Here is a 21,564-nt window from a genome sequence, read left to right on the forward strand (position 1 = left end):
TTAGTAATAAGGTTGTCCGAAGTTAGGTTTTTTATAGATTATTATTGATTGCATCCTGTGTTTTATCTGCACCAAAGCTGATAAAGGCTCCTACAAATACAAAGGTGTTTACCGGGGGAACGATGGCAGAGCTTCGTGCTCCGTCCATTGAGAAATTATACCCATATACATTTTTTGATCCCAACACATTGGTAATGCTCAGTACAAATACAGTAAATGCCTTTGCATCTTTTTTTCCAAGATTCGGAAGATAGTTGATACTGAAATTAAGGGCATTGTAATCTTTTAATCTTCCTTCATTTCTTGTGTAATTAACAGATTTCCCATTATCAAATTCAGACACGATATCATAATAAGGGCGACCTTTGGCATAGGTATAAGACAGATTAGCACCAAGTTTCCATTCGGGGATAAATCTTTTTACCACTGCGGAAAAAGTGTGTTCTGCCGCAAAACTTGGTTTTAAACTCACCGGATAATTAAGAAAATCTCTTTTTGAATCCAGAAAGGAATAGGTAATCCAGTAATCTATGTTTTTAAATGTTTTTTTGTTGTCTCTCCAGAAAAACTCGAGTCCTTTGGCATATCCGTATCCATTGTTATCTATCGCTGTCAGAACCTGTTGATTCTGTTCTTTGTCCGGGGTGACATTAAATGTTTTGATCAGCCGGTCATATTTTTTGTAAAATGCTTCAAGACGTAAAGTTCTTCCTTCTGAGGCCCTTTGAATCTGGAAGATATAATGTTGTGATTTCTGAAAATCAAGATTGGCAGGCCCGTTAACATATTTGCTTTCCGGATTCTGGTAAAAAAGGCCGTATGCAAAAGAAGAGGTCCAGTCTTTTGCAAAGCGGTAAGCCAATGCGAAGCGGGGAGCAATATTATTTTTATTCAGATAAGATGAATGTTCCGCTCTTATTCCGATTTTGGCTGATAACGCATTGCTGAAACCTAAATCTGTTTCCAGAAAAGCAGCTGAAAGTAAGTCTTTATAATGTTTATCTACTTGTTCAAAGTTCAGTTTTTCATCGGTATTATTCATTTCAAAGCCACCTCTTATTGCACTGATCCTGTTTATTTTTCTTTCCAAAACACCTTTGAAGTTCAGATAATTTCCACCAGTCAGTAATCTGGTATTTCCTGATTCCACATCATTGGTTTCTTGGGAAAAATTAAGGTCAGACCGGTTATAGGAGTAAGAACCTCCCACATTGAGCAGATATTTCCCGAATTTTTGCCTGAATGACAGATTATGATAGGTATTTTTTCCATTCAGTCTTACCAGTGCAAAATCATATCCAGGTTCCAGGCTTTCTGTTTTCACCCCCATTTTGTTGGAGTTATACATTCCGTAATATTTTAGAAATCCCCCTGATTTTGTTTTAATCCTAAAGTTAAAATCACTGTTCAGTCCTTTCGGTGCATCAATAAAATTAGTATTGAAATTAAAGACTTTTTGCATAAGGTTCAACATTGAATAGCCTAATGTTGCTCCATAAGAATGATTTTTATTGTTACCGAGCCTCTGAAAACCTGCGCTTAAAAAGATAGGAGAAACTCCGAAATCATAAGAACTCTGGTCCGGTAGATCAACACTTTCCAACAATAATGCACCGGAAAGAGCCTGACCGTATAATGCAGAATATCCGCCACTTGAGAATATATTTCCTTTAAAAAGAGAAGTATTAAACTGATCCCTCCCTGCAATTCCAGGAATTGAATTTGAAAAATAGTTGTTGATAAGGCTGCCATCCATAAAGATTTTGGTCTCCGTACCGGTACCTCCCCTAATAAACAGTCCTTCTGTGCCACCCACTTTCTGTACACCGGGAAGATATGTTAAGGCTGAAGTGATTTGCCCGTCAGCACCGGCGGTTGTATAAATATCAATCGGCGAAAGTAATGCTGTAGCCCTTTTCTTATCACTGGCTTCAATAGATCCTGCAGAAACTACCACTGCATCGATTTCACTGATTTGTTCCTTCAGCAGAACGCTTACAATAACCTCCTGATCATCAACCATAATGCTTTTTTCCACTGTTTCATATTTAGGATGGGTAAAAGTCAGGATATGGTTTCCCTTTTCATTTGTTTCAAAGGAAAAATTTCCTTCAGCATCAGTTGTTGCTCCGTCATAGGTGTTTTTCAGAGTGACGTTCACTTCGCCTACCCCTTTATTCCTGTAGGTTACTTTTCCTGAAACTTTTACCTGAGAATATCCCAGTATAAATGCAAAAAAGGAAATCAGAATTACTATTTTTTGTCCCTGAGTTTTCATAGTTTTTAATATCTGGATCAAAAGTAAGATGGAAAATGCCCTTCTGTAAAAAAATAATTACTGAAAGGCATTCTTTTGTTACCGAATGGTAAAAAGCACGAAATTTACTTTGATTACTCATAAAAACCCAATTTAGTTTCAATGAATCCCATGTATTTCGTTATCCTTATTGTTGGCTTCGTACTTTTTAGCCGGAATTTAATCAGTGAATCGGAATACAGAAATCCACGATCATTTTTCCTTCCGGATGCTCTTTAAAGTTGGAATGATAGATTTCAAACGGAAAGGCTTTTCTCATCGAATGGTTGTGCTCGTTCATCCACAAAAATAAGGATACCCAACACTGTTCAAAATCGCTGAGGGTCACTTCCCCACTTCCGACAATAAACCGTCCGGGATCAACAGTTTCCTGAAAAACTTCTCCATCTGTCCCTTCAAGTTTTTCATCCAGAAGCATACACGCATGGATTCTGACTTTATCCGCGGGAGTAACTTTAAAGCTGTCGTGATACACAGAGAGCATTTTGATATTTTCTCCTGGGAACAGTTTTTTCTTTTTCGCCCAGTCTACCAATACATTGAAAGAGGGCTCTACATTCGTAATTCCCAGGCTCATCACTGCAGCCAGATTCATTTCCGGCATTTCTTTTACTTCGATCTTTAAATTCATTTTAGTCCAGTTTAACAGGTTTTCTATATGGCAAATGTATTGGCTGAAAACCGTATCAACTTGTCCGTTCTTGCTTTGTATTTGTAAAATCTTGTAAAATGTTTCGGGAGCTGCTTTTCTGAACTCTGAAGGAGGTATTCCGTAATATTTTTTAAATGTTTTACTGAATACGGAATAATTTGAAAAGCCAAGATCAAAATAGATATCCTTGATCTGCAAGTCTTTACGTAAGGCCAGATAAAAAGCACTTTTTTCAGTCTTTTTCCTGATGATATAATTCTGCAGGGTTTCTCCTGTCACCAGCTTAAAAATCCTGTGAAAATGAAAAGGTGAGTAGACACTTATCTCCGCTACTTTTTCAAGAGAGAGATCAGTATCCAGGTGGGCATCAATATATTGGATTGCCTTTACTATTCTTTTTTTATATTCTTCCAATTGCCGAGGTTGTTGACCGACAAAGGTATCAATCCCTTTCCTATTCCTTTTGTCATTTATTGCTGTTTTATGATTTACAGGTGATATACCAATACAACCAGGGACCGATAACGAACAGAAATGCGTATCTGCTTACATTTTCAGATGAACCAGCAAAGGAGATGTCGTGTTGATCTTTTCATCATCAGAAGCTACGCAGGCTTGATAATTTTCATCCACCGGAATCTCTTTTGTAAAGAATTTTTTCCCTTCAAGCGTACATGTATCTTGTAAAACCTCAAAAGAATCCAGAGGAATCATCATTCCATCCCCATGTGCTTTGATAACGGCTTCCTTTCTTGTCCAATATCTGAAAAAACTCTTCGTTTTATCTTCGGAATGATGAATTTCTTCAAATTCGCCTGTTGTCATCTGAAACTGAAAATCAAAATAATTGATTGTATGGTCCAAAAATTCAACGTCTATTCCTAATGGAAATCCGGCAATAGCACAAACAACCATATTCCGGGAATGCGATATATTAAAATGAACCGGATTTCCCTTTAAGTAGGGCTTTTTATTGGATAGAATGTAAATTTCCGGAACGGTGGTGATATCATAATAGGTTTTAAGTCCATGCAGCAACAGGATTCTTCCCAGCAATGAAAGCTGGGCATCCTCCCACCTTCTGTATTTCAGGATCTTGGATTTAAAATCTTCAGAAAACAGATTCAAATGCTGATCTAAAATTTCCTGATGCCTCTCTTCATCAATAAATGTATACAGAATAGTCATGTTTTATGACGTTTTTTGGATTAAAAATAGAAATATCAGGATTTATCATGAAGTCTAAAATTACAGTTTTTTTGCATTCTATCGAACTACTTATATGGATTTAAAAGAAACAATCGGAATCCTATGATTTCCAGTTCTTCTCTCTTATTGATTGGTAAAAAAGACTGAAATCATAAAGCTCTTTGAAAAATCTTTTTTAAATTTATCATAAAATCACTTTAAATCATTTAAAAGATGAAAGTACAAACAATAGCATTACTGGCGGGATGTGCATTTTTAGCCGCTTCGTGTGGAACAACAAAAACGTACGCTGTCAACGCCAAGAGCGGAACACAAACCGGAGGAACGGCCAAATTTACCCAGCAGGGAAATGATGTAATAATGAAGCTTGATGTAACAAACCTTACTCCCGGAATCCATGCAGTACATATTCATGAAAAAGGAGACTGTTCTGCAGCAGACGGAACCTCTACAGGCGGCCACTGGAATCCTGGTAAAGATGATCACGGAAAATGGGGTGCAGAGCATTTCCATATGGGAGATATCGGAAATTTAGTTGCTGACCAGAGTGGCAACGCAACCCTTACCTTCAAGACAGAAAAATGGTGTCTTGGCTGTACAGATGAATCTAAAAACATCATCGGAAAAGGTCTTATCGTACATGCTGCGGCAGACGATTTCCATACTCAGCCTACAGGAAATGCTGGCGGAAGAGTAGGATGTGTAGAAATTAAGTAATTTTCTTTTCACAATAGAAAAAATCCGCTAATTTTCATTAGCGGATTTTTTTATGTTATGATTTGCTTCCCATCTCTGAAACAATATTCATTGCTTCCTGCAGATACAGATCTTTTTTCAGATTCTTGATCCACATTTCAGATTTTTTCTTGAAAGCTTCATCTTTTTTCTCTCTTTCAACCTCAGCCGGATACATGATAAACTGAAGTCCGTTCTCAAATTTTGTCAATACTTTGAATTTTTCAATCTGCGCTTTTCTGTGCTTCATCAGCTCATTGAATTTATTGATGTTCAGCGTGATGTTTTCTTCTTTATCCAGTTTTTCTCTCCATTGGGCAGACTCCAATAACAGCTGATAATTGCTATTTTTTGCCATTCTTTCTGCACTTGCTTTTTCAAGAGCCTGAATATTGAAATAGTTCAGTTTCTGGAATTTTGTTGGCGGAATTTTATCCCAGGCCAATGCAAAATCATCGTAACGCTCTCCTACTTCCGCGTAGGTAAAGAAATCTTTCATCTGAATATCAGAAACAATCCCTTTTCTCTGGGTAGATTCACCGGTGATTCTGTAGAACTTCTGAATGGTCAGTTTTAAAGAACCGAAATCATCTTCAGTATTTAAAAACCTGTTCAGGTCTACGAATGTCTGAACCGTACCTTTCCCGAAAGACTGCGGCGACCCGATAATCATTGCTCTTCCGTTATCCTGCATTACTCCCGCCAGAATCTCTGAAGCTGAAGCAGAAAGCTCGTTTTGCATGATGACTAACGGACCTGTCCATATTGGTGTCTCATTTTTATTCTTTAAAGTCTGGATTTTTCCGTTTCCGTCTTTCACCTGAACATAAGGTCCAGCTTCCATGAAAAGTCCCATAATATCCCCTACTTCCGTCAGTGAGCCTCCACCATTATTCCTAAGGTCAAGAACTATCCCTTCGATGTTCTGAGATTTAAGTTTTATAATTTCATTTTTTATATCATCGGAAGCATTTCTTCCTTTTGCATTTTCAAAATCTGCATTAAAACTTGGCAGGTTGATGAAACCATATTTCTTTCCGTTCGGAGCATTTACCGTGATACTTCTTGCAAATGTATCTTCAATAGCGACTTCCTCACGAATCATCGTTACGTCTTTAATCGATCCGTCTTTTTTCTGAACCGTTAAGGTTACCGGAGTCCCTTTCTCACCTCTGATCAGCCTTACTGCCTCATCAGAAAGCATTCCTACTACATTCACGGCGTCATCCTTCGGCTTAGACTTTACTTTCAATATTTTGTCTCCCTCCGAAAGCTGTTTGGATTTCCACGCCGGAGCACCAATCGTAAGGGCTCCTAAATAAAGGTTTCCTTTTTTCTCCTGGATAATAGCTCCGATACCGATTACTTTTCCGGTAAACTGGGTATCAAAATCTTCTTTATCTTTTGGCGAATAATAGTTGGTATGAGGATCAAATACTTCGGTATATGCATTCATATATACCGTAAACCAATCCATTTTCTTTCTCTTTTTGAATCTTGTGAAGGTATCTTTTACAAGATCTTTTACCTCATCCGTAGCTTTTTTGATCTTCTCATCCTGAGTAAGAGGTTTAAACTTGATGGTATCTTTTAATTTATATTTCTGAACAGAATCTTTTTTCTCTTTCTGGGCTTCTTCTTTGCTGTTCATCGATTCAATTTCCTGAAGGATATTGTACTTGATGAATTTTTTCCACTCATTATATTGTTCCTGCTTGTTGGCAGGTACTTTTTTAAGCTTAGGTTCCAAAGTTAGGGTTTCATCTTCCTGCAGGTTGATAGGCTTGCTGAAAATGTCCTGAGTGATTTTATCGATCTCATCTACTCTCTGGTAAAGCCTGTCGATGGTAAGCTTATAAAAAGATAGATCTCCAAGGTTGATATAATCATCTAGCTTTGTTTCATGTTTGCTGAATTCATCCATATCAGATTGCAGGAAATATCTTTTGGCCGGATCTACCAATTCAAAATAATGCTTATAAACGTCTTTTGAGTAAGCATCATTGATAGGTTTCGGGCTATAATGAAGATAAGAAAGAGTGTTTTTTACGCTCACCATTATTGTTTGCATCTTTTCATCGTCATTCTTTGGCGAGTTGAAACAAAACATTAGACTGGTTAATGGAATTAGAAGTAAAAATTTATTCAGTTTGAAATTTTTCCACATAAACTGCCTTTATTTATTAATTTTTTAAAAAAGTAGTATTGTAATAAGTAGCAAGAACTACCAGACTGTTACAAACGATCAAATTTAATACCTTATTTACAAATATCGAACAGTTTTGAAGATTTTTATTGAAAGAGATTCATAAATGCCGGTATGGAATTCTGATATTTCCCCATAACAACAGCTTTCATTGAAAGATCAGATCCATTATTGTTTTTTAAACTGCAGATTTTTAAATGTGTAATTTCCTTTAAAAGTAAAAAAACACATACCACAAAAAGAAAGTTTAATTTAAAAAGGCATAAAATATGCTGATATTTAAGCCAATCACATTAAAATATATAATTATGAGAAGTTTATTATGGTTAGTCGCAGTCATCTGTATCGTGGTATGGCTTTTAGGTATGTTAGGAATCATTCCGGGGATCAGTACAGGGTACCTGGTTCATGTTCTTTTAGTTATCGCTATTATTGTTGTCCTGTATAATATCATTACAGGTAGAAAGCCTCTGGACTAGGTTAATCAGCAATAATCGGCAAGGCAATCTGAGATAGAGTATTTTGTCACCTGATATAGCACGGTGAATAAGTAGTATGTGCTTATTTGGGAAGAAGAATAAAGATTGCATTATCAATTATTCACATTTCGTTTCATAAATATGTAAAACCGGAATATATGAATTTTATGGTTCTGGTGTGCATTTTGAAGTAAATTACAGTTGTTTTCACATCGTGGAGTTATCAATCAATTGTTTTATAACATCTTATTTTTAACTACATTTGATGTGTTGAAAATTCTTTTTGTTCTGTTTTGGCAAATGAACAAATTGTACTGTACTTTATAAAAAATTAAATCGATTTATGGAAAGACCACTTATTCTGGTGACGAATGATGACGGAATTACGGCTCCTGGTATCAGAAACCTTATCAATTTTATGAATGAAATCGGAGAAGTAGTTGTTGTAGCACCCGACTCTCCGCAAAGCGGAAAAGGCCACGCTATTACCATTAATTCTACCCTAAGCTATGAAGAGGTAAGCCTGGAAGGTCCTCAAACCGACTTTTCCTGTAGCGGAACTCCTGTAGACTGCGTGAAAATTGCTCTCGATAAAATTCTGAAAAGAAGACCTGATATTGTTGTATCCGGAATCAATCACGGAGCGAATTCTTCTATCAACGTTATCTATTCGGGAACAATGTCTGCTGCTGTAGAAGCCGGTGTGGAAGGAATTCCTGCCATTGGATTCTCTTTACTGGATTTCAGCTGGGAAGCAGATTTTACCCAGGCTAAAAAATATATTCAAAATATTGTCAGAAGAACACTTGAAAATCCGATGCCGAGAGGAATCGTTCTGAATGTAAATATTCCGAAACTTCCTGCTGAGGAAATTAAAGGGGTAAAAGTTTGTAAACAGGCTCATGCAAAATGGGAGGAAAGCTTTGACGAACGTGTAAATCCGCATGGTAAAAAATACTACTGGCTGACAGGATATTTCAACAATATGGATGACTCTGATGATGCTGATGAAACAGCTTTGGCTAACGGATATATCTCTATAGTCCCTGTTAAGTTTGATCTTACCGCATACGAATACATGAAAACATTGGAAGAAACAATGGTTTTTGACAACGTTACAGAGGTAAAATAAACCCCGTGTATTATAAATAGCAAAAGCGTGAAGTTTGATTTCACGCTTTTTATTTTTTATTTCCCGAAGATCACATCGATTTTGACAGATGATTCTGCTTGTGAATACTATTGCTGTTTTAAAATAGTACTTTATCTTCTTTTCTCAGTTCTTCAAGATAAGCTTTTTTGTCGTCTCTGTAGAAAAGATTCATAGTTTCAAAAGGGATTAGCTTACGATCTTTATTAACAATGTGAACACAGGATTTTTTGACAGCCCTTACATCAAAATCATGTGCATCCATAAAGTTCATGATGATAATTCTAAACAGGTTATCATAGTCAAGATCCGGAGCAGAAACTTCCGGCAGACAACATAGCAACTGATTGACCTTGGGCTGCACTTTATCGACAGAAATTCCGGTGCTGAATATATCCAGCAACTGCATATGGAGCCCTTTATCCTGCTCATAAACAATGGTATTTCTTGATTCATTATTCAAAAGATCTGCAGGGTTGATATACCTGGTTAAAGGAATGGTTTCTCCCTGAAGTTTTAAGATATATCCCATTGCTAAAGCGTCCGGATTACATGGAACGGGAATAATATCATCAGAATTCAATAAGGGAAACTGCCTGATAATTTCCTGCCTGACCTCTGTTAACGTGATCTTTTCATGAGCAGAATCTTCCCTGTTTCTTCCTGCAATCTCAACAGGCTGGAAGGTTATTCCCCTTACACACTTCTGCTTCAAAGCAAATTCTATAATTTTCCCGATTTCATCGATATTCTTATCTTTTTGAAGGACAATAACGAGTGTGGTGGAAAGATTTAGCTCGTTAAGTTTTTCCAGCGCTTTCATCCGTACTGCTGTCAGGTCCTTTCCCCTGAAATCTTCCAATACTTCCGGTTTAAATGAATCAAATTGAAGGTAGACTTCAAATTCAGGAACATAAGTGGCCAGTTTTTCTGCAAATCCCGGGTCATTGGCAATTCTGATGCCGTTCGTATTCAGCATCAGATGTTTTATCGGTTTCGACTTGGCGATATCCATAATTTTGAAAAACTCCGGATGAATGGTAGGCTCTCCTCCACTGATCTGGACTACATCGGGCTCACCTTCATTTTTCACAATAACATCAAACATGGCTTCAATTTCTTCTAGGCTTCTATGGCTTCCATAATGTGGGGAAGACATTGCATAACAGGTGGGACAGGTCAGATTGCAACGATCTGTCACTTCCACAATAGAAAGGCAGCTGTGTTGTTCATGATCAACGCAAAGTCCACAGTCATAAGGACAGCCATATTCTACATCGGTTCCGAAATGAAGGGGCATTTCTGAGACTTTATTGTAGTTTCTTATGTTTTTATAATAATGTACATCAGAAGCTATTTTTGTTTTAAAGAACCCATGATCAGGACATCTTTTGGTCATAAAAACCGCTTCATCCTCGATAATAATCTTAGCGCCGACTCTTTTAAGGCATTCCGGGCAAAGGCTTATTGTATAATCGTAATAGGTATAATTTCTCACTGGCATAGGCAAAATTTTAAAATCCTCCACCGCAAATATAACCGCTGATCAGTCCACAGATCAAAAGACATATAAGCATGGTCTGGATAAATTGTTTTTTAGTGAATTTTCTGTCTCCCTTCCATTCATAGATGATTTTTGCCACAACAGTGACGACAAGGGAAAAAAACAGGGCGCCCAAAATAATAATCCCAATGATCATTACCACTACACCGCCCAGATTGCCAGCTTCTAAAATGGTTATTGTTTTCATCTTGAATATTTTAAATATAAAGTCCTGGTGTTTTTAATAGTATAAATGTAATAAATAATTACAGAGATACACACGATTTGAATTATACCAAGATTTCCAACGATTTCTACCCTTGGTTTGATAAAGTCCAAAAAGAACCTGAACGTAAAATAGCCCAGCATAAAAAGCTGAAAAATAAACCCTGACGGATATTTTTTAAGACTCTGAATGTATTTTAATCCTATCCAGAGAACAATGAGAAAAACTATTTCGTACAAAGCTACAGGATGCCTGAGGTACCGATCCCCTAAATGCATTCCAAAGAAAGAATTAGTGGGAATGCCATAGGTTTCTTCATAAATGCCGGTAAGGAAACATCCGATCCGCCCAATAATCATGGCAAACATTAAAGGAAAAACAATGAGGTCACCGGTACTTTCTTTGTGATGTACGATCTTTTTGGCCAACTCCACGCCCAGTAAACCCAACGCCAGCCCTCCGACAATGGTATTATTTGACCAGAACCTGGTAAAACTAAAATTCTCACAGAATGTGTAAGGGTTTTCAAGATTTCCGATCAGCTTCGAGCCGATCAGAGCACCGGCTGTAGCACCGATCAAAACTGCTGCAGAAGTATTAAATGATAGTTTTTCTTTGGATTTCCTTTTCAGATAAAAGTAATACCTCATTCCCAAAAACATTCCAACAGCCTCAAAAAGAGGATGGGCAAGAATCGTTTTACCGAAAATGTGAAAAGTTACAGGAAAATCCATTGTTTCAAAAATACTCTATTTCATATAATTTACTACCTTTATTCTGACAAATAATTACAAAATGCGCATAGAAAATGACATAAAACTGGGCTTTAAGGATGTAATGTTCCGCCCGAAACGTTCCACTTTAAAATCCCGTTCGGAAGTAGATCTTGACAGAGAGTTTACCTTTAAGCATACTAAAAAGAAATGGAAGGGTGTACCTGTGATCGCAGCCAATATGGATACGGTCGGCACCTTTGAGATGGCTGTGGAACTGGCCAAAGATAAAATCATCACTGCGGTACATAAGCACTACACTGTCGAGGAATGGAGTGCATTTCTGGAAAGCCAGCCTGAAAGCATCTATCAGTATATTGCTTTAAGTACCGGAACAGGAAAAGCTGATGAAGAAAAGATCAGGCAGATCATCGAAAAACACCCAAAAATCGAGTTTCTTTGTATTGACGTAGCCAATGGGTATTCTGAACATTTTGTTGGATTTGTGAAGAAAGCAAGGGCTCATTTTCCTGATAAAATTATTATTGCAGGAAATGTTGTAACCGGAGAAATGGTAGAAGAGCTTCTTTTGGTAGGAGCAGACATCATCAAAGTAGGTATCGGACCTGGTTCGGTATGTACAACCAGGGTAAAAACCGGAGTGGGCTACCCGCAGTTATCAGCAATTATCGAATGTTCTGATGCCGCTCACGGACTGGGAGGGCATATTATTGCAGATGGAGGTTGTAAGGTTCCGGGAGATGTTGCCAAAGCCTTCGGTGGCGGAGCAGATTTCGTGATGCTGGGAGGAATGTTTGCAGGCCATGACGAAAGTGGCGGGGAAATGATTGAAGAAAATGGTAAAAAATACCGCCTGTTTTACGGCATGAGTTCTAAAACAGCCATGGATAAGCATTCGGGGGGTGTTGCGGAATACCGTGCTTCAGAAGGAAAAACTGTAAAAGTATCATATAAAGGTCCTGTTTCAGAGACCGTGAAAGATATTTTAGGAGGTGTACGGTCTACATGTACGTATGTAGGAGCCTCCAAGCTTAAAGAGCTTTCTAAAAGGACTACTTTTATCAGGGTTCAGGAACAGGAAAACCAGATTTTTAAGGATTAAAAATAAAAAGCCTGCAGGTGTGCATCTGCAGGCTTTTTTTATGCTTTATTCTTTGGTTCTTATATATTTCTTATTAAAATACTTTTGAAGCTGATCGTTGACGTAGGTTTCTTCCTCTTTCACAGAAGCCATTTCATCAAAATACAAAACTCTTGGTACATGTTTTATTTTGTCTACAACAACAGAGTTTCCGGGAGTATTCTTGAGAATTTTTACTCGTGTATTTATTTCTTTTTCATATCCTTTAAGGTCTGTCGTGAAAACCTCTGCTGTAATATTGGCAAGATTATAATCAATATCAAAATTTGAATATTTTTCAGGGAAAATTTTCAATTCAGGAGTAAAAATTACGATAAGGGAAACCCACCAAAGGCTTTTAATTCTTTCAAATCTAAATGCCACAATCAAGGATAGAGTGACTAATGAATAAAAGGCAATGCTTTCAAACTGTCTTGCAATTGTATTGACGATATATCCTGTAAAAAGCAATGGAAATAATGAAACGGCCCCAATTAATAGAGCTTTTCTGAAAGGTATTTTATTTCTGATTACTGTAAGCTCTTTTTCGAAAACTTTAATAAATAACGGAACCATTAAAAAGACTTTAAAAGCTATATAGATGGTATTGGCACCAAAAGCGCCGATTCTCTTGATCCATTTTAGTATTCCTTCCTGTGCGTCTCCCATTCTGCTGAAATTTCCGGGTGCAAGAAAACTTAACAATAAAAAGAGAGTACCAACTATCAGAAAAGCCAGATTCTGCTTAGTCCGTTTCTGAAAATAAAACAGCAGCAGAAGGCCTTCGAGAAGTAATGCCATGATCTCGTTAGATCCCATCAGAACTATAATCAGCAATAAGGAAAGATATGCCCATATTCTCTGTCCTGTTTCTTCATTTTTCCTGGCAAAATAAAGCAGAAGACCAGCTAAAATAGTGGGAACAAAATAGATATTTGAGCCGGTAATCCAAAAATAATGCTCGGGAATGCTGATCAATAGAACTGTATAAAAGAAAAAGAACATTATTGCTTTTTGTAAAGACTCCCCAAAAGAGTATTTGAAATATTCTTTACAGTTGAGTGCAATAACTCCGATAAAGGAAAGCATTAAAAAAACAGGATAAATCTTCGGAAGGAGACCGTTATTATCATAAAAAACCGGGTTAAACATATTAATGGAGTATCCGAAATATCTTCCGCCCCAATGCATGTACGTCTGCTTAAAATTCCCGGTAAGTCCCAGTTTCCTTGTATGGTAAGCCCATATATAGTCATCGGTCTGATATACATTAAACAAATTAATATAAATCAGACCGATGCATACTATAATCGACAAGAATAATACTATATTCTGTACTGTTTTCATTTTTTAAGTAAGCATTCCCCCATCTACATTTAGGGTCTGCCCTGTAATGTAAGATGACATTTCGCTACCCAGGAACAGACATGCGTTGGCGATATCTTCGGGCTGTCCTCCTCTTTTCATCGGAACACCTTCTCTCCATCCCTGAACTGTCTTTTCGTCCAAAACGGCTGTCATTTCTGTTTCAATGAATCCCGGAGCAATCGCATTACATCTTATATTTCTTGATCCTAACTCCAAGGCAACAGATTTTGTAAACCCGATCACCCCCGCTTTAGATGCAGCATAGTTGGCCTGTCCTGCATTGCCTTTTACTCCAACTACTGAAGTCATATTGATGATAGATCCTGATCTTGCCTTCATCATTGGCTTAATTACCGCTTTAGTAAGGTTGAAAACAGAATCTAAGTTTACTTTGATCACTTTATCCCAATCTTCTTTGGACATTCTCAATAACAGGTTATCTTTTGTAATCCCTGCATTGTTTACCAAAATATCAATCTTTCCGAATTCCGTCATTACTTCATCCACAAGCTGCTGAGCAGCATCATAATCTGATGCGTCAGACTGATATCCTTTAATTTGGGTTACAGAACTTAAAGCTGCTTCTAATTCTTTTGCTTTGTCTACAGAGCCTGCGTAGGTAAATGCCACCTTTGCTCCCTGCTGAGCAAACATTTCTGCGATACCTTTCCCAATTCCTCTTGTAGCGCCGGTAATTAGTGCTACTTTTCCTTCTAATAATTTCATATGTCTTAACAATTATTTTCTTATAACTCATTCAGCTTGTGACAGCTGACTTATCTGGTATTTATAACTCTTCACCAGAATTAAACGGTGTGCAAAGATATTATAAATTGTTATTCAATACATTTAAATGATCAAAATACCTGCATTTTTTAAGACTTTTTTATGATTTCTTTTTATTTTACCGTATTTTATTTCTAAATTTTGTGAAATAAATAAGGTCAGATCTCCTGTCTTTTTCTAATATAAGGACTTCTTTCTGCCAAAAATAAGTATCATAAATGGTTTCCCTCAACAGTTCATTCTGAAAGTTAATCACTCCGTATTTTCCTTCCTTTTTTACAATAACTTCGTTTTCAGTATTTTCGAATGCGATGATATCCTCGTATTGGAAGGGGACAATTTCTGATCCCTTTCCGTCCAGAATTCCGTAGAGATTGGCCGTATTTTTACATACAATGGGTTTGGAAAACTGATTAAGAGGGTTAAAGTAATCGGTACTCTGTCCTTTGATCAGATCAATGCCCTTCAGCTCTGTGATTGAATGGTCGGCTACTGAGAATGTATAATAATGTTCTCCTTTTCTGATAATCAAATTCTGAGGATAGAATCCCAAAACCTGAACACCCTCACTCAGTATATTCTTAAGATCTTTATCCAATACTTTTTCCTCACTCCCTTTTTTAAGGTAAATAATATCCTTTCCGGAGACTATAAAGCTTTTAATAAAATCATATTCCTGCGGCACCAGGATATTTCCATTCAAATCAATAATACCTGCTTTTTCAGTTTTATCGCTGTAAACGCTGAAAAGATTTCCAAATAAAGGATTAAGATATTTAAAATTAACCGGATAAAGTTTCTGATCTTTTTTAGTAAAAACAGTCGTTTTATTACCTTTTCTGAGGTAAATGAATTCTTTCTTTCCAAAATATTCCGGATTAATCTCCGTGAAAACTTCATCAGCAATGGTATTTCCTTCTGCATCTATCAAACCATACTTTCCTGAAGCTTTATTTCTGGTAACTACGTAAGGATAGGCACTGATATCTGAAATCTGTCGTGAAAAGGTATGCAATGTTTTTCCGTTCCTATCAATAATCTCGCTCTGGTTATCCTCATTGACAATGAGGGCTCTCCCGTTTTCAAAGTTGTAATCGCTTTTAAAGCCTCTGTCACTGACCGGACTTCCGTTAAGATCATACAAATACCATTTTTTATCTTTTAAAACAAAAAATCCGGTCTTTCCTGAAAAGCGAATCCGGTCTGAATATGGGACGATCTCCTTTCCACTGAAATCATACACCGCATCTTTTCCCTGTCTTGAAGAAATAATGCGATCTTTGTGCCACCAGGGAGTGTTAAAATCCTGATCGCTGAGAGGAATAATTTCATTCCCTTTTTCATCTATAACAGCAGATTTTCTTTTTGCCCCTGAATCCTCAGAATACAGAATAAATCTGTTTTTGAAAACATGTAAAATATTTCCTTTATGCGGGGATTCAAAAGTAACAACACCGGATGAATCTACAATACCCTGCTTTTTAGTAGCAGCATCATATAGGGTTCCGTATCCCTCTGCATAGGAGGTAATCTCTTTTCCGGTTTTTTTGGATAAGATCACCTTCATATACTGATTCGTTTGTGCTGTACAAACTGCAGAGCACAAAACCAGAATTATTTTTTTCAATGAAAATCAAATAGAATTGTTGACAATAAGAACGATCTCTCCTTTTAAAGTTTTGCTTTTGGAAAATTCAATCAATTCATTGATTGTTCCTCGTTTAGTCTCCTCAAATTTTTTGGAAATTTCACGGCTTAAACTCGCTTTGGTCTCTTCACCGAAAAATTCTTTAATCTGCTCTAAGGTCGTATTGATTTTATGAGGGCTTTCGTAAAGGACGATTGTTTTCTTTTCCTCGGCAAGCTGCTTCAGTTTGGTTTGTCTGCCTTTTTTCTGGGGCAAAAATCCTGCGAATAAAAATTCATTATTCGGTAATCCTGAAACAACTAGTGCAGGGATCAAAGCAGTTGCTCCCGGAAGGCATATCATTTCAATATGGTTATCCGCACCTGCTTTGGCCAACAGATAACCAGGATCTGAGATCCCAGGTGTACCTGCATCCGTAATAATGGCGATATTCTGCCCGTTTTTAAGGTCAGTAATCACTCTTTCAGTGGCCTGATGCTCATTGTGTAAATGATAGGATTTTAAAGGCTTGGAAATCTCGAAATGCTTTAACAGTATTCCCGAAGTTCTCGTGTCTTCACATAAAATATAATCAACTTCCTTAAGGACATTTACCGCCCTGAAGGTCATATCTTCAAGGTTCCCGACAGGTGTGGGAACAAAATATAGGATTCCGCTCAAAATTATAAGAATTTATTTTCCACCAATATCCAAAGTCTCTGAGCATATTCATCCACTTTACTCCATTTTCTTTCATAATAAAGATCGCTTAAGTATTCTTTAGCTTCTTCCAGGGTTTTAAAATGGTTCAACTGAGCCACTGTATCATTCAGATCAGTCTGGCTTCCCTCAAACAGCATTTTGGAGAAAGCAATTCTGTCATTCAGATCCAGTTTAAACTCCGGTTTCTGCTTGTCAGCTTCCATCAGATGGGTTGGAATATTAGATTTCAGGATGCTTCCGGTTTCTTCTTTCGCCACCGGTTCCTGAGTTTCTTTTGGTATTTCTCTTTCTAAAGGATCATCATCGAAAAGTGACTGAACAGCTTTCAATCCTTTGATATTGGATAATTTTATTTTCTTTTCCTGCTGATATGCTTCCAGATTTTCGAAGCTTTCATCAGAAGGATGTTTTTCTGTTTCTTCAGGAACAGGTTTGTCTATTTCAACAATTTTTCTTCTGTCGTAGACTTCTGCCAGGATGCTTTCTTCCTTCTGATCTTCTGTAGAATGATCATTTTTGATCTCATTCAAAACATTTTCTACATTGGATGTTTCAGTGCCCAATTCCCCCTGCTCCATGGATGAATTTGAGACCATAAACTGATCTTCGTCTTCTTCTATCAATATTTCATCTTCCAGCATTTCGGTATCAAAAATACTTGGAATCCTTTCTGTAACTCCATTTTCTTTACCATTGTGCACTATTGGATCATTTCCGTCCTGCTTTATTTCGTGATCAGAAATTTCATCATCATCTATTTCATTCAGCTGATTATTGAATATCACTTCTTCTTCGGTTACTTCATCATTAAACATATCTTCGTTGATGTCTTCATCCGAATCGGGTTGAGCCTCAGCAAGAATTTTCTCTTCTTCCACAAAACTAAAGACCACCTCATTGGTTTCCACAGGCTCGTTTTCAATTTCATTGAGCTGGCTATTAAAAACAGCTTCTTCTTCCGTTATTTCATTCGGAGATGACTGTTTCTGTACATTTTCTGTGGAGTTTTCTTCCACAAAACTTACAATATTTTCATGGAATTCATTTTCAACAATCTCATTCAGCTGGTTATTAAATACCGCCTCTTCTTCATCCGTTTCATTGACAAAATGATCATTTTCATGTTCATCAATTTCATTAAGCTCATTATTAAATATAGCTTCCTCCTCTGTCACTTCGTGATGATGGTCATGGTGATGCTCCGGATCCCCGGAAACAGATGAGACAGGATTATTTTCATGGGTATGCAGATGATCATCTGTTATGAAATACTCAATATTTTTTTCCAGGAGTTTCAAAAAAGAAATCCTGTTAGCAAGCTCATCCACAAGATCTTGCTTGGAAAGTAATTCGTCTACGTTATTTATTTTGTCCAGATTATCAATGATATTCATGGATTCAAAAAAAATCTTTTCCTTTAAATCTTGGATATTTTGCATAATAAGATTCTTATTAAAATTGCTTACTTTTGATGTTAAAAATATACGGCTAATTTAACAAATGTTTTTAGAAAATACAATTAATCATTCCAAACAGAGCGGTTGGATGGAAGTGATCTGTGGCTCTATGTTTTCGGGTAAAACCGAAGAGTTGATCAGAAGGTTGCGGAGGGCAGAAATGGCGGGACAGAATGTAGAGATTTTTAAACCGAAACTGGATATCCGGTATTCTGAAGAGGATGTGGTATCTCATAACCAGAACAAAATACGCAGTACGGCAGTGGAAAATCCTAACGAAATTCTTCTGTTGGCTTCCAATTGTGATGTAGTTGCTATTGATGAGGCACAGTTTTTTGACGAAAGCATCGTTGATGTTGCCAACCAACTTGCCAATAGCGGGATAAGAGTGGTAATAGCCGGATTGGATATGGATTTTCTAGGCCGTCCTTTCGGGCCAATGCCCAATTTAATGGCCACTGCAGAGTATGTTACAAAAGTGCATGCTATTTGTAAGAGAACAGGGAATCTTGCCAATTATTCTATGAGAACTTCGCAGGGAGATAACCTCGTAGAACTTGGGGAAACCGAAAGTTATGAGGCAGTAAGCCGCCGTGTTTTTATTGATGAAGTACTTTCAAAAAGAAGACAATAAACAATATTAATTACAATTATTAAATAATGAAAAACGAAAAAGCAAGATTATAAAATTTCAAAAAGGAAAATAGAACCATAAACTGTTACACCCTATTTGCAATTTTATCTTTTTGCAATTTCGTATAAAAACTAAAGCAGAAAGGCACCAATGAACTATACAGTACAACAAATTGCAGAGATTACCCATAGCAGAATTATCGGGGATAAAGATGGAGTAGTCAAAAATATTGCTTACGACAGCAGGATTATTTATTCAATAAAAAATACCGCTTTTATTGCCATCAATACGCATAAAAATTCCGGAGAAAAATTTATTGAGTCTGCAATTGACAGGGGAATAGAGGTCATCATTTCAGAACACCAGTATCCCCAGTTTGAAAATGTAACCTGGATCATTGTTGAAAATTCGATAGACTTCCTTCAGAAATTAGCAAAGTATCATTTCGAAAATTCTCATTTACCATCTATCGGTATTACGGGAAGCAACGGAAAGACTATTTTAAAAGAATGGTTGTATCAATGTTTATGGAACGAATTTCCCACGGTAAAAAGCCCAAAAAGCTTTAATTCCCAGATTGGCTTGCCTCTCTCCCTTCTTCAGATTAACACTTCCCACCAACTCGGAATTTTTGAAGTAGGAATTTCTCATCCGCATGAAATGGAAAAAATTGAAAATCTTTTCCATCCTGAAATCGGATTGTTGACCCATATAGGAAACGCCCATGCTGCCAACTTTTCTTCCGAAGAAGAATTGATTGATGAAAAAATAAAACTTTTCAAAGATTCAAAAGTCATCATCTATAACGGAGACCATCCGGTAGTAGATCAAAAAATAAAAAATATATACGCAGACAGAAAATTAATTTCTTACGGGTTACAAAAAGACAACAACGTCTTTATCAAAAACAATATTTCTAAAGATGAAAACATCATCGTTGAATATTTTGGTGAAGAAATCAGTTTTCCGGCTCACCAAAGAGACGAAGCGACATTAACCAATGCTATGGCGCTTATCACGGTCCTTAAGGTATTGAATATCGAAAATAAAAAGATCGTTGAAAAAATCAACCTTTTAAAGGCCGTTGAAATGAGGCTTGAATCCATCGAAGGAATTAAAGGCAATATTATCATCAACGATTCTTTTAATCTCGATCTTGACTCTTTGAAGACTGCCCTGCAGTTTTTAAATGAATACAAAAAACCTAAAAGATCATTGGTGCTGACAGATATCTTAGGAGTGAATGCCAATTCTAAGGAATTGTATGAAGAAGTTTCCGAACTGGTCAATGAGCAGCGTTTTGATTCTGTATTCCTGATCGGTGACGAAATATCAAAATTCAGTGAATTATTTAAAGCTGAAACCTATACTTTTATTGACACTAAAGAACTCATAGAAAGTAAACGTTTAACCGAACTGGAAAACCAGATTATCCTGCTAAAAGGAGCCCGTAAATTTGAAATTGAAAAGCTCAAAGATATTCTTGAGCTCAGAAAACACGATACGGTACTGGAAGTAAATCTCAATGCAATCCTTCATAATATAAATTATCACAAATCATTATTAAAACCGGGAACCAAAATGATGGCAATGGTGAAAGCCAATGCTTACGGTCTGGGAAGTTATGAAGTTTCAGAATTTCTTCAACACCATCATATCGATTACCTTGGTGTGGCGTATGCTGACGAAGGTGTAGAGCTTCGTAAAAAAGGGATCACAACTCCTATTATTGTCATGAATCCTGAGCAACATAGCTATCAAACGATTATTGAATACAATCTGGAACCGGAGATTTACAGTTTCAGAGTCCTGGAATTGTTCTACGAAGCAGTACAGAGATCAGGATATGATAAGAAATATCCGATCCACATTAAACTTGAAACGGGAATGCACCGCCTTGGTTTCAAAGATTTTGAACTGGATCAGCTCAGCGAAACTTTAAGTGATAAAAAACTGAAAGTACAGAGTCTGTTTAGCCATTTATCTTCTTCCGACATGCCTGAAGAAAGAGATTTTACGTTACAGCAGTTTGAAGTATTTGAAAAAAATTCAAGCCATCTTATTGAGAAACTTGGTTACGCTCCTATCCGGCATATTTTGAATTCTTCAGGAATTACAAGCTATACCGATCACCAGTATGACATGGTAAGAATAGGTATAGGAATGCTTGGAGAATCTCCGAATTCTGAAATTCAGAAACAATTACAGTCTGTGGTAAGTTTTAAAACCGTAATTTCACAGATATCAATGGTTGAGAGCGGAGAATCTGTAGGATACAGCAGAAAATATAAAGCAGATCATCGTACGAAAATCGCTACCGTCCCTGTAGGTTATGCAGATGGTATTCCAAGATTAATAGGAAACCAGGTGGGAAGCTTCGGAGTCAATAAAACATTGGCTCCCATTGTTGGCAATATCTGCATGGATATGATGATGCTTAATGTAGAGAATATTCCTAATGTAAAAGAAGGTGATACGGTGACGGTTTTCAATGCCCGGCCAAGTTTAAAAGAATTCGCAGACTACTGCAAAACGATAACCTATGAAGTGCTAACCTCCATTTCACCCCGGGTGAAACGGATTTATATAAAAGATTAA

Annotated in this window: 18 protein-coding genes; 6 read left to right on the top strand and 12 right to left on the bottom strand. The window is 36.9% G+C overall.

From position 1 onward, the window contains the following. Positions 1 to 31 precede the first annotated feature (31 nt). From M030_RS0102675 to M030_RS0102685, 3 genes are all read right to left on the bottom strand, one after another. Positions 32 to 2,278, bottom strand: coding sequence for a TonB-dependent receptor (locus tag M030_RS0102675; protein WP_027372125.1), 2,247 nt, complete (start codon positions 2,276 to 2,278; stop codon positions 32 to 34). Positions 2,279 to 2,480: 202 nt separating this feature from the next. Beyond that, on the bottom strand, positions 2,481 to 3,383 hold the full coding sequence (locus tag M030_RS0102680; RefSeq protein WP_027372126.1) for a GyrI-like domain-containing protein: 903 nt from the start codon (positions 3,381 to 3,383) through the stop codon (positions 2,481 to 2,483). A gap of 132 nt (positions 3,384 to 3,515) precedes the next feature. Further along, positions 3,516 to 4,157, bottom strand: a complete 642-nt coding sequence (locus M030_RS0102685) for a 4'-phosphopantetheinyl transferase family protein (RefSeq protein WP_027372127.1) — start codon at positions 4,155 to 4,157, stop codon at positions 3,516 to 3,518. A gap of 234 nt (positions 4,158 to 4,391) precedes the next feature. Here M030_RS0102685 and M030_RS0102690 point away from each other — a divergent pair, with 234 nt between their 5' ends. Continuing rightward, positions 4,392 to 4,895: a superoxide dismutase family protein gene (locus M030_RS0102690; RefSeq protein WP_027372128.1), complete on the top strand. Its 504-nt coding sequence runs from the start codon at positions 4,392 to 4,394 to the stop codon at positions 4,893 to 4,895. Between the two features lie 55 nt (positions 4,896 to 4,950). Here M030_RS0102690 and M030_RS0102695 read toward each other — a convergent pair whose 3' ends face one another. Continuing rightward, entirely contained in the window at positions 4,951 to 7,080 is a 2,130-nt protein-coding gene (locus tag M030_RS0102695; RefSeq protein WP_027372129.1) for a carboxy terminal-processing peptidase, read from the bottom strand. A gap of 347 nt (positions 7,081 to 7,427) precedes the next feature. Between M030_RS0102695 and M030_RS25420 the strand changes: the two genes are divergently transcribed. Both M030_RS25420 and surE read left to right on the top strand, forming a co-directional pair. Beyond that, positions 7,428 to 7,598, top strand: coding sequence for a lmo0937 family membrane protein (locus M030_RS25420; protein WP_027372130.1), 171 nt, complete (start codon positions 7,428 to 7,430; stop codon positions 7,596 to 7,598). Between the two features lie 343 nt (positions 7,599 to 7,941). Continuing rightward, entirely contained in the window at positions 7,942 to 8,730 is a 789-nt protein-coding gene (gene surE, locus M030_RS0102705) for a 5'/3'-nucleotidase SurE (RefSeq protein WP_027372131.1), read from the top strand. A gap of 118 nt (positions 8,731 to 8,848) precedes the next feature. Here surE and M030_RS0102710 read toward each other — a convergent pair whose 3' ends face one another. The 3 genes from M030_RS0102710 to M030_RS0102720 are packed head-to-tail and all read right to left on the bottom strand — an operon-like array spanning position 8,849 to position 11,251. Next, positions 8,849 to 10,252, bottom strand: a complete 1,404-nt coding sequence (locus tag M030_RS0102710; RefSeq protein ID WP_027372132.1) for a radical SAM protein — start codon at positions 10,250 to 10,252, stop codon at positions 8,849 to 8,851. A gap of 10 nt (positions 10,253 to 10,262) precedes the next feature. Further along, entirely contained in the window at positions 10,263 to 10,499 is a 237-nt protein-coding gene (locus M030_RS0102715; RefSeq protein ID WP_027372133.1) for a hypothetical protein, read from the bottom strand. After that, positions 10,496 to 11,251: a prolipoprotein diacylglyceryl transferase gene (locus tag M030_RS0102720; protein WP_027372134.1), complete on the bottom strand. Its 756-nt coding sequence runs from the start codon at positions 11,249 to 11,251 to the stop codon at positions 10,496 to 10,498. The genes M030_RS0102715 and M030_RS0102720 overlap by 4 nt, the downstream gene beginning before the upstream one ends. 61 nt (positions 11,252 to 11,312) lie before the next feature. Between M030_RS0102720 and M030_RS0102725 the strand changes: the two genes are divergently transcribed. Further along, positions 11,313 to 12,353: a GMP reductase gene (locus tag M030_RS0102725; RefSeq protein WP_027372135.1), complete on the top strand. Its 1,041-nt coding sequence runs from the start codon at positions 11,313 to 11,315 to the stop codon at positions 12,351 to 12,353. Between the two features lie 45 nt (positions 12,354 to 12,398). Here the strand turns inward: M030_RS0102725 and M030_RS0102730 are convergent, their stop codons facing one another. The 5 genes from M030_RS0102730 to M030_RS0102750 all read right to left on the bottom strand — a co-directional run bounded on the left by M030_RS0102730 (position 12,399) and on the right by M030_RS0102750 (position 18,314). Continuing rightward, positions 12,399 to 13,718, bottom strand: a complete 1,320-nt coding sequence (locus M030_RS0102730) for a DUF6056 family protein (RefSeq protein ID WP_034721935.1) — start codon at positions 13,716 to 13,718, stop codon at positions 12,399 to 12,401. Between the two features lie 3 nt (positions 13,719 to 13,721). Beyond that, positions 13,722 to 14,465: a 3-oxoacyl-[acyl-carrier-protein] reductase gene (fabG, locus tag M030_RS0102735; protein ID WP_027372137.1), complete on the bottom strand. Its 744-nt coding sequence runs from the start codon at positions 14,463 to 14,465 to the stop codon at positions 13,722 to 13,724. Between the two features lie 178 nt (positions 14,466 to 14,643). After that, positions 14,644 to 16,092 carry a WG repeat-containing protein gene (locus tag M030_RS0102740; protein ID WP_027372138.1) on the bottom strand — a complete coding sequence of 483 codons (1,449 nt, stop codon included), beginning with the start codon at positions 16,090 to 16,092 and terminating at the stop codon, positions 14,644 to 14,646. 66 nt (positions 16,093 to 16,158) lie between these two features. Further along, positions 16,159 to 16,833 (bottom strand): 16S rRNA (cytidine(1402)-2'-O)-methyltransferase, encoded by a 675-nt coding sequence (rsmI, locus tag M030_RS0102745; protein ID WP_027372139.1) that lies wholly within the window; start codon positions 16,831 to 16,833, stop codon positions 16,159 to 16,161. Between the two features lie 2 nt (positions 16,834 to 16,835). Next, positions 16,836 to 18,314: a hypothetical protein gene (locus tag M030_RS0102750; RefSeq protein ID WP_027372140.1), complete on the bottom strand. Its 1,479-nt coding sequence runs from the start codon at positions 18,312 to 18,314 to the stop codon at positions 16,836 to 16,838. 61 nt (positions 18,315 to 18,375) lie between these two features. On the opposite strand from M030_RS0102750, the gene M030_RS0102755 reads away from it, so the two are divergent. Continuing rightward, complete coding sequence (locus M030_RS0102755) at positions 18,376 to 18,966, top strand: thymidine kinase (RefSeq protein ID WP_027372141.1); 591 nt, start codon at positions 18,376 to 18,378, stop codon at positions 18,964 to 18,966. Between the two features lie 150 nt (positions 18,967 to 19,116). Beyond that, positions 19,117 to 21,564 carry a bifunctional UDP-N-acetylmuramoyl-tripeptide:D-alanyl-D-alanine ligase/alanine racemase gene (locus tag M030_RS0102760; RefSeq protein WP_027372142.1) on the top strand — a complete coding sequence of 816 codons (2,448 nt, stop codon included), beginning with the start codon at positions 19,117 to 19,119 and terminating at the stop codon, positions 21,562 to 21,564.

This window comes from Chryseobacterium sp. UNC8MFCol (assembly GCF_000482305.1).
GTDB classification, from domain to species: domain Bacteria; phylum Bacteroidota; class Bacteroidia; order Flavobacteriales; family Weeksellaceae; genus Chryseobacterium; species Chryseobacterium indologenes.

What these genes read in the sequence shown, in the direction of transcription:
- M030_RS0102675 (WP_027372125.1), bottom strand. Translation starts at nt 2,278, where the DNA reads ATGAAAACTCAGGGACAAAAAATAGTAATTCTGATTTCCTTTTTTGCA.
- M030_RS0102685 (WP_027372127.1), bottom strand. Translation starts at nt 4,157, where the DNA reads ATGACTATTCTGTATACATTTATTGATGAAGAGAGGCATCAGGAAATT.
- M030_RS0102690 (WP_027372128.1), top strand. Translation starts at nt 4,392, where the DNA reads ATGAAAGTACAAACAATAGCATTACTGGCGGGATGTGCATTTTTAGCC.
- M030_RS0102695 (WP_027372129.1), bottom strand. Translation starts at nt 7,080, where the DNA reads ATGTGGAAAAATTTCAAACTGAATAAATTTTTACTTCTAATTCCATTA.
- M030_RS25420 (WP_027372130.1), top strand. Translation starts at nt 7,428, where the DNA reads ATGAGAAGTTTATTATGGTTAGTCGCAGTCATCTGTATCGTGGTATGG.
- surE (WP_027372131.1), top strand. Translation starts at nt 7,942, where the DNA reads ATGGAAAGACCACTTATTCTGGTGACGAATGATGACGGAATTACGGCT.
- M030_RS0102710 (WP_027372132.1), bottom strand. Translation starts at nt 10,252, where the DNA reads ATGCCAGTGAGAAATTATACCTATTACGATTATACAATAAGCCTTTGC.
- M030_RS0102715 (WP_027372133.1), bottom strand. Translation starts at nt 10,499, where the DNA reads ATGAAAACAATAACCATTTTAGAAGCTGGCAATCTGGGCGGTGTAGTG.
- M030_RS0102720 (WP_027372134.1), bottom strand. Translation starts at nt 11,251, where the DNA reads ATGGATTTTCCTGTAACTTTTCACATTTTCGGTAAAACGATTCTTGCC.
- M030_RS0102725 (WP_027372135.1), top strand. Translation starts at nt 11,313, where the DNA reads ATGCGCATAGAAAATGACATAAAACTGGGCTTTAAGGATGTAATGTTC.
- M030_RS0102730 (WP_034721935.1), bottom strand. Translation starts at nt 13,718, where the DNA reads ATGAAAACAGTACAGAATATAGTATTATTCTTGTCGATTATAGTATGC.
- fabG (WP_027372137.1), bottom strand. Translation starts at nt 14,465, where the DNA reads ATGAAATTATTAGAAGGAAAAGTAGCACTAATTACCGGCGCTACAAGA.
- M030_RS0102740 (WP_027372138.1), bottom strand. Translation starts at nt 16,092, where the DNA reads ATGAAGGTGATCTTATCCAAAAAAACCGGAAAAGAGATTACCTCCTAT.
- M030_RS0102750 (WP_027372140.1), bottom strand. Translation starts at nt 18,314, where the DNA reads ATGCAAAATATCCAAGATTTAAAGGAAAAGATTTTTTTTGAATCCATG.
- M030_RS0102755 (WP_027372141.1), top strand. Translation starts at nt 18,376, where the DNA reads ATGTTTTTAGAAAATACAATTAATCATTCCAAACAGAGCGGTTGGATG.
- M030_RS0102760 (WP_027372142.1), top strand. Translation starts at nt 19,117, where the DNA reads ATGAACTATACAGTACAACAAATTGCAGAGATTACCCATAGCAGAATT.